Source organism: Paenibacillus sp. IHBB 10380 (assembly GCF_000949425.1).
In the GTDB taxonomy this organism is placed as follows: domain Bacteria; phylum Bacillota; class Bacilli; order Paenibacillales; family Paenibacillaceae; genus Paenibacillus_AQ.
This window is the reverse complement of sequence record NZ_CP010976.1, coordinates 77,735-93,541: the sequence shown is the minus strand read 5'-3', so window position 1 is coordinate 93,541 and position 15,807 is coordinate 77,735. Positions and strand designations below refer to the sequence as shown.

3 protein-coding genes are annotated in these 15,807 nt (G+C 36.3%); all 3 read right to left on the bottom strand.

Annotated features, from left to right (window positions below; translation table 11 throughout):
* From UB51_RS00355 to UB51_RS00345, 3 genes are read right to left on the bottom strand one after another with little or no spacing between them, the layout of a single operon-like run.
* Positions 1-4,257, bottom strand: a complete 4,257-nt coding sequence (locus UB51_RS00355; protein ID WP_044875578.1) for a non-ribosomal peptide synthetase — start codon at positions 4,255-4,257, stop codon at positions 1-3.
* Entirely contained in the window at positions 4,254-8,744 is a 4,491-nt protein-coding gene (locus UB51_RS26115) for a beta-ketoacyl synthase N-terminal-like domain-containing protein (protein ID WP_052675710.1), read from the bottom strand. The genes UB51_RS00355 and UB51_RS26115 overlap by 4 nt, the downstream gene beginning before the upstream one ends.
* Before the next feature lie 2 nt (positions 8,745-8,746).
* Complete coding sequence (locus UB51_RS00345; protein ID WP_044875577.1) at positions 8,747-15,688, bottom strand: HAD-IIIC family phosphatase; 6,942 nt, start codon at positions 15,686-15,688, stop codon at positions 8,747-8,749.
* Between the last annotated feature and the right edge of the window lie 119 nt (positions 15,689-15,807).

Sequence of the window (15,807 nt, the reverse complement as noted above, 5' to 3'; positions counted from 1 at the left end):
TCATATGTTTTTCCCTAGTAGGGTCTCCAAATCCTCTAACTCAATATCTTCATCAATATACGTAATATTTGTTTTAATATCCTGGGAGGAGTTGTCAAGTAAGTATTTCAGGCCCTCCATATACTCGTTTATAAAGTTCAAGGGTTCTTTATACTTTGCTGTGTTGGTCGTGATCCAAATTGACAGTTGGTCATCACTTTCGAAGAACATGTCCACTTCCATAAAATAATCAAGTAAATCATCATATTTAAAGCTTTGCAGTTCCTCTTTAAGCTGCTTTATTTTAAAAGCATCGTACTGAGACCTCATTTGTCCGAGATAATTGAATCGAACTACTTGATTTAGATCCTCATAATATTCCAAAGCTGGAGGTAAAGACTCGTGAAAGTTAATGGCAATATTATTTGTAAAGCTTACATAGTTAAAATGTGTCATCCATCCAACAACATGCTCCAAGCCTTCCCCAACATGTTCTCTACCATGCCCTTCCAATTCAATCGAAATACGCTCGAGCCCATAAGATTCCATACATTGTTTAGCAAACAAAGTGTATAGGAGAGACTCAACCGATATATGATGGTTTTCACTGGAATGTGTCAATTTATCACGCAAACCTTTTTGTTCAATGGAATACATATATTTTTCTTTACTACTCTGATTACATAATTTAGAGAACAATTTCCCTTGACACTCCTCATTTTCCTGAAGAATGTAATCTGCATAACTTGCAGCTTCTGGTAGAACTATCGCTTGATCAAGTTTATCTACATAGTTCAGTAAGTACTGCAAATCTTGCAAAAGGATATTCCATGAAACGTAATCAATGACAAGGTGATGAATAATTATTCTGAAGGTTTGTAAACTCAACCTGTCTACACGTATCAGAAGATCATTGTATAAGTTAAACTCCCTATCCTCGTTGCATAAACCGCCATGGTTAAGAATGGAGATTTCATTCATACGATGTTTTGGGTTGTAGTATAAATGTTGTTTGTCCTCACTGAGATTCATAGTCAAGGTTGGGTGCATAGCTAGCATCCGATTAAAAACATCTTGAAGTTTCTCCACACTTATTTGGTTGTTTAGTTCGATCACTATCGAATGACTGCTGGTATTATTCATAAGACTCTGCGTCTCAACAAATCTACGAATAACAGAAGATAGTCGAACCTGTCCATAATAAGCATCCTTCCCCCTTATTTTGGACTGCTCTTTCTGCATTTTTCCAGCCAATTCGCGCAAATCTGTACTAGTAAGTATGTCATTCACTTGGACAGTGTAGTGGTAGTTCTGCAGATTTTGAACAGTAATAATTGCTTTAATCGAGTCTCCCCCAAGCCTGGTAAAATTGTCGTAAACAGATAAATCTGTAGTGTTAAGCACTTGAGAAACTACTTTTAGTAGAACTGCTTCGTCTGGTGATAAATCTTCAAAATAATCTTTATTTAGCTTGCTCTGGTAATTCCTTTCTATCCGTATTTCCCACAACCGCCGATAGTCTAATTTACCATTCGTCGTCAAAGGTAACTCATCTACTTGATAAATTTCACTTGGAGTCAGATAACTCGCAAGATATTTTGAGAGATAGTCCCGTAGACTATATTCCGAGTAAGTATATCCATTTTTCCAAACCGTATATAAAACTAGAATAATAGATCCATTCTCTTCTTCAACATCGACAACACAATCAATTATCGCTTCATTTCTCATAGTAATTGTGGAAATTTCAGCAAGTTCGACCCTGTATCCTCTTATTTTCACCTGACTATCCATGCGTCCAAGATATACCATCGTATTATCAGACATATATTTTGCAATATCACCTGTTTTATACATCATTTGACCCGGAGAAAAAGGATCAGGTAAAAATTTTTCTTCTGTTTGTGTAAAATTGTTATAGTAACCCTCGGCTAGACATCTGCCTGATATATATATTTCTCCTGTAACATACTTCCCGACTGCTCTACATTTCCTATCCAGGATATAAATACTTACATTATCAATTGGTTTACCTATCGGGACTGCCCCATCCGCTGTAATACCATCATATGAATAGTACATACAACCGATTGTAGCTTCTGTAGGACCATATTCGTTAAAATATTGTATTTGATGATTAAAGCAGCCAATAGATTTTTCCACCGTTTCTCCTAGAAGTTTCTCGCCTCCTACAATAAACGCCCTAATACTGCTGTTTGAATAGGATCTGCTATTCAACAAATTAAGATGTGATGGTGTCACTTTAACGATAGTGGCAATATTATCTTGAACAATACTAAAGATAGGGTGCGATAATAGTTTACTTTCCTGATATATTTTTATAGCAGCCCCGAAACAAAGTGGTAGAAATAGTGAGGTCAGTGTAAAGTCAAAAGCCAAAGTAGAATACAAAGGAAAAGTATCCATGTTTGATACAGAATATGCATGTCCGGCCCACAAGAGATAATTAAGTACTGCTGTGTTTGAGACGACTACACCCTTTGGTGACCCTGTAGTTCCCGAAGTGTAAATCATATACAAAGTTTTCCGTTGTTTATCAGAGAACTTCGGTAGGCTGGTACAATTTCCGCAACTAAATTCTCCATAAAGATCCACAACTGTGTAATTTGATATTTTCAATTCCACATCGGTAAGAATTAATTTAGGAGTCACTTCATTAATGATGTAACTTTTTCGTTCATCAGGCCATTCTTTGTCAAGTGGTACAAATACCGCGCCTATATACGTTATTGCATAGATTGTAGCTACTAGTTCAACAGAGTGCGACGCATTTAGCACGACTATATCACCCTGCCGGACCTGTAACTCGTTTAAACCGGCGGCATATTTCATAATTAGTTCATAAAGCTGCTGATAAGTATATGTGGTTTCTTGATCTATAATCGCAATAGTGGAAGGATTAGAAGTTACATTGTTCATAAACATGGAAAATATCCCATTTTTATGAATTTTCTCTGTATGATCATAAACCTTTATCAATTTGTGTTTTTCTTTTTCTGAGATATAGTTTATATCTCCAATTTCCCCATCATTTCTTGTAATGCACAAACATATTTTTTCTAAAACTGAAAATACTTCATTAATCATCGCCTCATCATAACTATCCAGCCTATAATCAAACGCAACATTAATTCGGCTATCTGATTCCCACCCGTATACGATCATCTGAAGCTTATACTGCTGGCATCCGGAGTAGACGTTGTGATATGTTGATTTAATTCCACAAAACATTTCGGCAAACTCCATATTATAAAAGTTTATCGAATATTCGTATGTGTATCCGGAATCATTTCCTATATCCTCTTGGAATTTTTCGTAAGGATACTTAACGTGTTTACTTTCGGCCCTCAATTGGCTTTTTACCAATTTCAGATATTCGGATATGGTCATCTCGTCACAGATATTTAAAATGAGAAGTAGCATGTTGGTAAACATACCCACAGTATTTTTCTCGTTAGCATTTTGCCGATTGTAAATCGGTACTCCAATATTCACGTTGTCATTCTGGTCAAAATATCGAATTAGTAAGGAAAAGGCAGCTGTAAATAAATGATTAATACTGTATCCATTTTCATTTGCGAACTTATGCATGGATTCAATTAATTCCTTAGAGAGAATGAATGTTTTCCGTTCTCCTCTCGTATTTACTGACGATTTGCATACTTTTTCTATTGATGATATTTCCTCCCTCTTTTGAAGTAAATATTCGTAGCTTTTTAGAGAATGACTTGATTCAATATATGCTTGTTCCCGTTTAAGAACATTTTGGAAATCAAAAACATTAATACTTGGATGTAATTCCTGAGAACATTTATCATAATATTCACTTATCTGACGTGCTATCACTGCCATAGACCAGCCGTCAGAAATAATATGATGTAATTTAACAATTAGAATAGAAGTTCCATCCGAAATTCCACATATTTCAAAGTAGAACAGAGGGGACTCATATAAGTTGAAGGGCTTTTTAAACAACTCGGATACATAATCGAAATACTCACTGGGGTTAAATTCCTTATGTGGAATGTTTATGCATCCCGGATCGACAACATATTGAAAAGGTCCAGAGTCAGTCTTGGTTATCATTGTCCTGAAAGCTGACTGTCCTTGGACTAAATAGTTGATTGCCTTTTCTAAAATGCGATATTCAACCATATCAGACAAAAGAATATATCCGCCGATATTAAAAAGCGGAGAATTGTTATAGAGACATTCGGCATTATAAACTCCTTTTTGTGAATAAGTTAATCGATTCATGACAACCTCCGTATCTTATTCGGTAGTCCTGTAGTAAGCATGTTCCTGCGAACTTTTTCTCCACTTTCACCAATAAGATTATTCTTAACCAATTTCACACGGGACCTGAGATATAAATCATTCATTTGGGCTAAGAGAAGACCGTAGTCATCAGATTGGTACAACTCGTTATTAATATAGGACTGTGCTTGGATATAAGAAATACACTGGTTAAGCATATGCAGAAATCTACTGTCTCGCTCTTTCTCAGAAATATCGAATGAATCAATTGAATTGATATATTGTAAAGACAAATCAATTATCTCTTTTGTTCTTGTAAAGCTTTCGTCAAAAACAGTTTTAGCAGCACCGACACTTCGTATTTCATCTTCTTCAAGAGGAAATACTTCCATAAACTCAATAGTAGATTTTGTCCCGAAGTTGTTCTGATAACCGTTATAGGCTGCTTTCATATCTTCAAATTTAATTTCTTGCTTTTGATAGGAAAGGCTCTCGGCATTTTTTTGCTCCAGTACATAAAATATTTCCTTGCTTTTCTCATAACCAATAACAAGTAGACTATGTTCACAGTGAATACGCTGATACATATCGGATCTGATAGGAAGATAAAAGCAATCAACAGACAAAATCACTGGATGACCATTTTGCAAACTTGTGATAGTTGGTTCAAAGCAGTCCTGCAATTTTCTCTGTACATTGACCGCCAGGCCTAGTGAAGACATAATCTCTTCAAAATCGTTAGGAGCATTGTATTTAATGTCAAATCGTCCGTCATTCCAATCAGCATAGGCTTTATATTTACAGATAAAACTACTGACGGGTACTTTATAATATGAAAGTACGGAAAACAAGGAAGAGTAGAAACAATTGATAAAAAGAAATTGATTGAACGGTTCAATAGCATTTAGAACAACTTTATTCTCCCCGCTCATTTGTTCAATCAACTCAGCTGTCTGACGTATATTCATGACGGAGTATTGAAAATTTTCATCGAGTACTATTTTGTACTTTTTTTCTATTTCTAAAGCCAGTTGAATAGCACTAATTGAATTTCCACCTAATGAAGTGAATTCGTCATCTAAGCCTATTTGACGAATTCCTAATACTTTGCTCCAGATTGTGGCAATGCTTTTTTGAAGCGCTGTCATCCCTGGGAAATCCGATAGCTCGTTAGAAGAAGTCACTTCATAATCATTAAAACGGTTATTCTCATCCAGTTCAAAACTAATTACTGAATTAGAAACGATTACTTGTCCTTCCGCATGTTCAAGAGCAAATAGACACAGGTCAGCTAAAGCTTTAAATGATAAAGCAGGCACGACCATTCTTTCGAAATTCACCATATTTCTAACAGCCATACCTGCATCTTTGAAAGCTGGCCAATTGATGCTCAGCACTTTTCGCGCATCACCCGCAATGATTTGGCTATAAATATCCATAAATTTGTTCGCATATGCATAATCCGCTTGACCGGGAGTGGGTACAAAGGAGGACATTGATGAAAACATTAAAAAGAATGAAAGATTGTCTGCCTTTGTGCTTTGATGAAGATTCACGCACCCCATAACTTTTGGACCAAGCACTGCTTGAATTTGAGAACGTGATTTTCTACTGAGAACTCCAACCGACTCTACTCCGGCGCAATGAATGATTCCGGAAATATTCTGACCGGTTTCACCGCGGATCGTATTCAATACCGTATTAACTTCTTTAGCAGAGGAAACATTACAGTTTTTATAAAAAACCGTACTGCCTAGTTCTTTGATGTTTGAAATGATTAAGTTAACATTCTTCTTTTCCAGATGTTGCTCAACACTTCTACTAAGCAGATAAAAGGTAACCTGGACACGCTCAGCAATCGTTCTGCACAGATGCAGGACGTTTTCGCTGAACCCTCCAGTAATTACATAAACGTCGCCATCATGGAGCATCTGTACCTCTTCCAATTCCTTATTACGAGCGACAGTCTCTATAAATATCCGCCCATTACGCAGCGCATATTTCCCACTTCCCTTTATTTCAACTGCTTCACACAAAAGTTCAAATGTTACATCATTACACACATCGATGCTACGGAAAGTTTCAGGAAACAACATATTTTCAGCCTGTATTCCTTTTATATATTCGTATAAAGCCCCATTGTATGGATTAACATAACCCTCGTCTCCAGTTACATTATCACCATAGTCACCTATACATATAAAATCTCTAAGTCTTTGTTTTAATGTGTTGAACGCTCGGTAAATGTCATTCAGCGTATAAATATTACTAGATAAGTACTTCTCATAAAGTGAATAATCAAATTTCTCTTGTAATGTCGCCAAAAATATTACCGAAACATCTGTACTACTACCAATTTCGGCTAATAACTCGGTATATTTTTCCTCTTGCGATGAATAAATAAAAGAATCCATGCTAGTCTTACCTGAAATGTTTTCTTCCAGTTTGACTGTAATGACTTTACGGTTATCGCAACGTAATTTTTTTATCAATCTTTGGCTTAGGCTTAATGAAAGATTTGTAGATGAATAAATTATCACCACTGTATCCGCTAAATCTCTGTGTGAAAGTGAGTCTTGTTGAACAGGAACCCAGGTGGCTTTATAACAATAACTCCCCCCGATGCGCCGAGATGAAGGCAATAAAGTTTCACTATTCCAAAAACATGAAGTTTTTTCAAATTGGTATGTCGGGATATGTACAGTAGAGAAAGAATATGGTGCATAACAACTATTCCAGTTGATCTCTGCTCCTCCCATATACAAATCGCATAAAGCCAAAATACGGTTCAAGTCAATTAGCTTATTATTAACAAGAAGGCCTTTCAGATCCATATGTGTAATGTCATAACTAACGTTAGAAAAAAATATGTCTTCATTATGAGTTTTCAAGGAATAAATGTAAGCAAACATTTGACATCGTAATTCCCTGATGGATGAAACAACAAAGATTTTCCTAAATGGATAATGCTGACGACAAGTATTAGCGGTGTAACAGATAGAAAACAAATCCTCTTCACTTGCATTCACAAGAAACTTACTGTATTCCCGCACAAGGCTCCTCAGGGAATTTTCTGTTTTTGCCGATAATGCCAAAACCTCATAGGAGTTTTTAATAATTATATTTTCTTGCCTCTGCTCATGATGGTTTTTCATGACAACATGACAGTTTGTTCCGCTTAAACCAAACGAACTCACACCTGCATACATTACATCTTCAATAATCTTTTTATTTTCGCAGCAGACATACAGTGGAGTGTTAAAGAAATCAATATTGCTGTTCGGAAAATGGAAGTGTAGTGTTGGGACAAGCTCTTTATGATACAAGCACAAAGCAGTTTTTAGAATACCTGCGAGACCTGCAGCTCCATTAAGATGACCTATATTGCTTTTGACAGAACCAATAGCGCAAAACATTTTTTCATCAGTATAGGAGCTAACGGCTTGGTTTATCGCTTCAACCTCAATAGGGTCACCTATTTTGGTTCCTGTTCCATGTGCTTCAATATAAGTTAATTCTCGCGGATTAATCTGTGCATTGTCCCACGCCTTACGAAGTACGTCTGCTTGTGCATTAACATTCGGAGAGGTCAAGCTACTAGATTTACCGTCATGGCCCACAGCTGAACCTTTGATGACAGCGTAGATCGCATCCCTCTCCTCAATAGCTTTCTTATAGGGTTTGAGTAATAAACTGATAATCCCCTCGCCTTTTCCAGTTCCATTAGAATTGTCGTTGAAAGTCTTAGTACGTCCGTCGGAAGCCTCTATCCCTAAAATAAAGTTCTTGTTTTCCACCGGAGTAAGCGTAAAATTTATTGAGCATACAATGGCGAGGCTACATTCCCCATTTTTTAACGCTGTACTAGCGAGATGTAGTGCTGACATGGAAGACGAACATGCCGTGTTCACAACATATGTCGGCCCGTTAAAATCAAAATAATCTGAAATCCTACCAGAAATAATCGCTGTATGATTTCCTGGTATCGCCATATTGTACATTTCAGGGTTTGATTTATAGATGACGTCTTTATAACGGACCAAATCGGTATCGTCATATCCTATAAATACGCCAATATCCATTCCTCTATACTTGTCAACTATAACGTTAGAATCTTCTAGGCAACGGTAAACAGATTGCAGCAAAAGCTTTTGAGCCGGGTCAATCATAGAGGCCTCTTTTGGTGCTATACCGAAGAAGGAATAATCAAACTGGTCGATATCCCTCAAATAGCACATTTGAAGCTTATGTGAGTTACTCCCGTCTTCTTGCATTAGTGATAAAATATCATTTGTTATCTTTTCTCTGCGGCTATCAATTGCTCCAATGAAGTCAACTTTATTCTTTAGATGATTCCAAAAATCGTGTGTGGATTGAGCATTTCCAATAGAGCAGTCAATTCCAATAATAGAAATACCTTGGTTTGTGCCGATATTATCAGTATCTTTTTTCAGATTTGTTGTTTTTTTTAATTCTGATAATTTCATATTTAAATCCCCTCCTGCATCACCGGCTTACTCTTATACATTTCAAACCAAGCTGTCTCAATAAAGTCGGTAAAGGAATCAAGAACTGACTGAGCTATATTATCGTCTATAACAGTTGAATTGTATTCAACAACTAATTGTCGTTGTGTGATTCCAATTTTTTTGGTGTAAAGAAGTAACGTACACACCTCTCCACTCTCTAGATATACAGGATCGAATGTCATGACAATACGGTCACTCTTCCCGTTTATCCATTCGTTAAGATTAACATCTGATTTGTTTCGATTTTTCAGAATAGAGGAACTAACAAATGCAAAATATTCATCCAATTCCATATCCTCATCATAATCATACTCAACAAGGCTTATATCAGTGCTTTCTTCATTATAAATATAGAAGATCTGCGCCCTGGAAAGCATAGAGGAATGAATTGCATACATTAACGCCGCATAAAAAACAAACCTAAATTCTAGATGAGTAACATCGGACAGGTAACGGATATTATCTATGATGGATTCGCTTAACAATTTCGTTCTTTGTTGCATAAATGACAGTTTTCCTGTGTTTGCTGCCGACTTCTCAATAGACACGGCTTTTTGACCGCCAGCATTTTTTTTGCTTGTTATCCATTCGCTGAGCAAGGCTACGGTCGGATATGTGAATATATCGACGATACTTATGGGAATCTGCAATGTTTGATCAATAAAACGTTGTAAAGATGTCGCTTTCAGTGATGTCCCTCCATAGGCAAAAAAGTTATCATTCTCCGTAACTTCTTCGTTGTTTAGCACTCTTTTAAACAACGAAAGCAATTGACCTGCCAATATCCCGTCCGAAAGCTGTATAGTTTCTTTCTGGATAATATAATTTTCCAGCTTCGAAGTGTCTGTCTTTCCGTTTGGATTAATTGGAATTTTAGCTACTCTTACATAGACACGAGGGATCATGTACATCGGTAGATAATCACCTAAACATTCCATAAATTCATAGTTAGATATTATGCGATCTGCCGTATAGTAACACTTCAAGAAAGAATCATCTATATTCAGCACACAGCACTCTTTGACTAACGGCATGCGTAGTATAGCATTCCGGATTTCAAGCAAATCAACTCTATAGCCGTTTACTTTTGTTTGTTCATTTATCCGTCCACCCAATACAATTTCACCGTTGTCGAGCCATTTTGCCAAATCACCTGATTTATACCAGCGAAAATTATCCCCATTAATTCCCTGAACAAATTTATCCTGGGTTAATAAATTATCATTAACATATCCATTAGCAAGACCAGCACCCGATAGACAAAGCTCCCCAAAGACCCCTATTGGACATAACTCGCCCTTATTATTGATAATCCTGACGCGGCAATTCTTAATTGGTTTCCCTATAGTGATGCAATCAGAAGCTATATTTCTCTTTAAGGTAGACAGAACACTGTTTTCGGAAGGCCCATACTCATTAGCTACTTCTGTCATAGGTAGCTTTTGTCTACTACTCTCAACCAAGGCCGTCGGGATCTGTTCACCGGCAAGCGAAACAGTTCTGAGAGTGTCAGCCTTTAGCATCTTTGAATTTTCAAGCATTGCCTGATACATAGTGGGGGTGGCGATGAAATGGGTAACACTGTGTTTCAAGATCATATCAACAATCGCATCTACATCAAAAATATTATCTAACAGTACAAGTGAAGATCCGGATAAAATTGGGCAAAAGAAACTTGTCATAAACCCATCGAACGCATATCCCATTAGTAGTATCCCTATGTCGAATTCATTAAATTGGAACTCTTCTGCTCTGCTCATTACAGCGTTAGTAATTGATCTGTGCTGAACGATCACTCCTTTGCTCTTTCCCGTCGTGCCTGAGGTGAAGATGATATATGCTGCCCCATCGTCATTAATACATACATCTGGATTCCCGACGATAAATCCAATGTCTAGAGAAGGTTCGATAACCGGTATATTACCGCACCATACTGGTTCATTCGATATGATAAGACGGACTTTGCAGGTTTCAGCAATTTCTCGAATCCGCTTTAATGGCGTATCCTTTAAAACAGGCAGGTAAATTCCTCCACTTTTCATAACCGCTAACATAGAGACGACAACTTCTGGTGCCTTATCGCATATCACCATCACAACATCTTGCGGCTCAATCCTTGAGAGAATACTCATCGCTAGTGCATTAGCCATTGAATTTACCTTTTCATAACTAAAAGAAGTTTCATTATAAAGCAAGCAAGTATCAAGAGGGCGAATTTCTGCTTGGAATTCAAACAGTCGATGAAGAGGTGTAAAAGGTCGATTGCAACATTCAGTTAATTCAAAACTTCTAATTCTTTGCATTTCATGTGGGCTTATAAGCTGATACTGTTGCAACGATTTGTCTTGATTTTCGAGAATATCCACAAGTACCTTCAAAAACATATCTTTGTATTTTAGGATACTCTCCCTATTCAATCTATTGCTGTCGTAGGTAAAGTTGCAGCTTATCGTTTGTTCCATGCAGATACCCTCAAAAATCAGGCTACTTTGAGAAAAGCGTTGATTGATAGGTTCATATTCGACGGTACATTCCGGAATATGCAGGTCAGGAATATTATAATCATGGAAAACGAACATCGTATCAAAAAGAGTATCCATATCTTCATCATTCTGTCGTAGAGTATTTAAGACACTGTGGTACATGCATTCTTTATGATCCACACCACTAAGTACCTTGTTATTCAATTTTTGTAGAAAGACTCCAAAAGTATCATTAATATCCATCCGACCTCTTATAACAATAGTGTTAACCATCATTCCCATTACTCTTAATGACTGCTTATTATCTCTTAAACTTACAGGCGTTCCAATGTTTAGGTCAGTGCTGTTAGTTAATTTGCTGAGAAACAAGAAGTACACGGCCAGCATAAATGTATATGGTGTTACCTTATGCTCCATAGCAGCTAATCGAATTTGGCTGAAAAGCATCTCCGATATAGTAAAACGAATTTGGTCCCCAGCATACTTACTGTATCGGTTGGTGATAATTTCATATGGAAGGTCTAGTTTTCCGCTACTTCCATTTAGTTCTACCTCCCAGTATTCTTTCCGTTTTGACTCAATTCCCTTTTCACTGAATTGTTCAAACCAATGAGCGTAATCAAAATAGTCTATATCAACCTCATGGATTGGACTTGGAACTTCTTGATAGAATGCATTTAGCTCTTCTATAAACATAGAAAACGATTGTCCATCCATAATAAGATGGTGAAATTCTGCAAAAACAACATTTACATTATTTAAATTCGTTCGAACTACCTTTACCCTAAACAACGGAGCTTGATTTAGATCAAATGGCTCGAGTAACTCATTTAAACAGAGTTCATCCGGTGATTTATCAGATTGAATAATTGAAATCTGAAAATTGATAGATTCGGCAATAACAGCCGTTGGGATATCATCAATCAATTGGTATGAAGTTCTAAAAATCCTGTGGTTCCGCACCATTTCTTGCATATAATTTTCCAATTGTGCCACCTGAAAGTCACCTTGAATTCTGAATGCGAAAGGTATATTAAACAGCATGCCGCCATCAAGGGTGTGCATGGTATAAATCCTTTCAGCAAATGGTGAAATGGCATATTTTCCGAGTGAAGTTTTGGAAATAACCATGTTTTCAGTGTGAGCCTTTTGTTTGACCAGTACCATCATATCCTTAAGTACAGGATATTTCATAACTTCGACAATACTCATTTTCACATGTAATTCTTGGTTTATTCTTGAAACAAGAGCCATGGCTTTGAGAGAACTTCCGCCACTATTGAAAAAATCTTCTGATATCCCTCTAACTTCGTTCCCAAGGACATCATTCCATATGTTGGAAAGTTTCTGTAGGATCGAAGCATCCACGCTTTCCGTCGTCTTAAAGCCATTCTCAGTCATTAATTCATTCGCAAGTATAATTGGTTTAAGATACTGGGCTGTTAAGGAACTTTTGACCGCATTTAAATAGATATCTGAAATCCATATTCTCTGGCTAGAAAAATCGCCTCCTTGGTGAGTCTCCCTCAACTGAAGCTGTTCGTTATTGTTTTTAAAAATAGGTTGGACATCTCCACCAATACAATCTGACGATATCAAGTCTGTAAATTCAGTTTTCATTTTATTAGAGATTGGACGTGAAAAATGAATATCCGATTCTTTGTCGAGTATTTCCCAATCTGTATTTTGTAAAAAATCTCCAAAGTATTTATTTCTATCAGTAATTTTATAAAAGAGTTCAAGTCGGTTAATACCTTTGTTCTTAAAATAATCCAAAAGGACATTTAAAATTTTATGCTCAATGTAGCGCCCTAAAGCCCTGCAGCTAAGAAAAAAATGTGTAAGCACAGCGCGATCATTATCTTCACAGACAGAAACAAAACCGACAATTCCATAATAACCGTAGCAATCGCTAGCATATATCACAAATGATTCTTCCTGCTTTGCGCTGTTAAACAGATCTGTAATATCGAGGCGATTACCGTTCATATTAAATTGATTGGTGCGATAACTAAGTTGCGATACACGTTCAACATTTTCTGAGTTCAATGTAGAAAACGAGACATTAAGACTTAGCTTTTCTATTACCTTCTTTTCATCAGTAACTGTGTTCCAAAGCTCATCTCGGTCTTTTTTGTTTTCATACAACGTGTGTCGCATTCTGTCTTCTTCCGTCACCTGATATTTATCAAATGCCCAGATATTCCTCATAAAATTCATTATTCCGCCCTCTCCACAGGGCAGCATGAGTGTCAGTACATGTGGGAGTTCATTGATTACCGATGCACATTCTGTAATATTGTCGTCCACAAATATAGCGTTTGATTCACTGAGATCCAGTGACTGACAAATCTCTTTGATATTCTGTGCCTTGCTTTGCCAGTTTATTTTTTTTACAATGAAATCCGAATATGTTAATATCATGTCCGGATGATTTTTAAATAGCTCTAACACAGTTTCTTCGTTATTTTTACTGCAAAGCGCGAGCAAAAAACCTTCAGATTTTTTTTGAAGCAAAAAACGCTGGAATTGTGCAAAGTCTTCTGATAATTCCACATTTTCCCATCCGTCCTCTGCACATATTCCTTTCCAAAGGGTATTGTCACAATCTAATATAATAATTTTAAAAACATCACCAAATAACGCTCGTATATTTCTGAAACATACCGCAGCCAAAGCATTATATAGTTCTCTACTGTACGGTATGTTGGCTTCATGAAAAGAAACAGGGTCATACAGTTCTGTAGTGCGCGTAACTTCAATGGCTTGATTTGCAGCAATATACTTGACATTCCTAGCTCTACTTACTGTAGTAAAGATTAAATCATAAAACTCGCTACATAACGCTTCTATTTCAGGATCGAGCATATATATATACAATCCCTGCATACTGTTAATTATAATTGGTTCATGCGGGTTTTTTTCTATATTGGATTGAAGTTGATCAGCAAATTGTAAAAGCGTACGCCTTGCCATATCCACATCATGGAGTTGTTGTACCATATACTCTAAACCTATAAAAAGGTTTTTAATAACTTTCCCCCTCTCTTCATCGATAGAGGTCCCTAATAAATGTATATCTTTATATGTAATCTGACAGTTCATATGAAAGGTTCTTCCAAATTCTTGTATATAGTCGCTTAAATAAGCCTGCTCGAATGGAGAATAGCTGATCACATTAATATATTTTGACGGAAAAAGGTTTTCAATCTTTTCGTTGATATCTGAAGAGACCAATTTTGATATGATTTTTACTAATTCATTTGAGATGTGCTCAAGATTAAGTGAGTTCTGACCGCTTGTTAAGTATTTTATGGAAAGACTATCATATACATGGACCTGAATTACTAAATCATAATGTGTGTCCTCTGATACTTGGTATACTTGTATATCTTTCTCCATTTCTGTAACTACCGGATAGTTCTCTACTACAAGAAGCGTATTAAACTCTTTTAACTTTCCACCTTGTTTTTCTTTGATTTTGGCAAAAGGCATCTCCGAATGTTCTAGGGAAGTTATATGTACTTCTTTAACTCGCTTAATCCATTCAGAGATACTGTATTTTTTATGGTTATTCATATGAAAAGGGTATACAGTCATAAATAAGCCAATCACATCATTAAAGTTTTGGTTACCACATAATCTTCCCGAACTAGCTACTCCAAAATCAATGTTATCTTTATTATACTGAGATAAAAAAAGGGACCATGCCGTATAAAAAAGTGTTGAAAGTGTGATAGAGTTTTGATAAATAAATTTTTTTATTTTATTTTCCGTGTTCACATCCAACTTTTTTTCGATCACTTTATGACTTGGATCGGTGGACTGATAGGGTAAAAACATGTCCCCACTGTAGTTGTACAGTTGTTTGTCCCAAAACTCTTCGGACATTTGAGTATCTTTATTTTTTAGGTACTGCAAGTAATCTTTATACTCCCTTTCTTTATTGATGACCTTTCCGTAATAGCTCTTATAGAAATCAGAAACGATTAGGCTAGTACTCCACCCATCTACAAAAATGTGATGGCTAATTAATATCATGAAATGCTCATTATTCAGATCCTTACATAAAACAACACGAAAAGATTCCTTTGAAATATCAATGCCTGCAGCTCTTTCCTTTGTTATCAAATCCTCAATCGACTGAACTTGGTCATATTCCTTTATTTCAAGCTCTTTTGTTTTGAATACAATCAAAACAGGTTGCTTTAGGTTCTCACATTTTATTGCACTTCTTAGCATTTTGTTTTTTCTCAGGACAATATCCCAACATTCTCTTATACGTGATGCATCGAAGTGTTTTGCCATTTTAAGACACAACATTTCCGTATACACATTTGTTTCTTCGGAAAGAGTTCGAAATAGTAAGCCTTTTTGCACATCAGACAGCAACATCAATTGTTCAATATTCTGATCCATATATGTATCCTTTCTTGAAAGTTTGTTTAAAAAATAAACTAAAATGGTATATTACACCTTACTGAATGGTTTCTCATAATAAGAGAGCGTAAAATATTTTGTGTAAATAGAAAAAGGAA

Coding starts and splice junctions, on each gene's coding strand:
- UB51_RS00345 (WP_044875577.1), bottom strand. CDS start 15,688: ATGGATCAGAATATTGAACAATTGATGTTGCTGTCTGATGTGCAAAAA.
- UB51_RS26115 (WP_052675710.1), bottom strand. CDS start 8,744: ATGAAATTATCAGAATTAAAAAAAACAACAAATCTGAAAAAAGATACT.
- UB51_RS00355 (WP_044875578.1), bottom strand. CDS start 4,257: ATGAATCGATTAACTTATTCACAAAAAGGAGTTTATAATGCCGAATGT.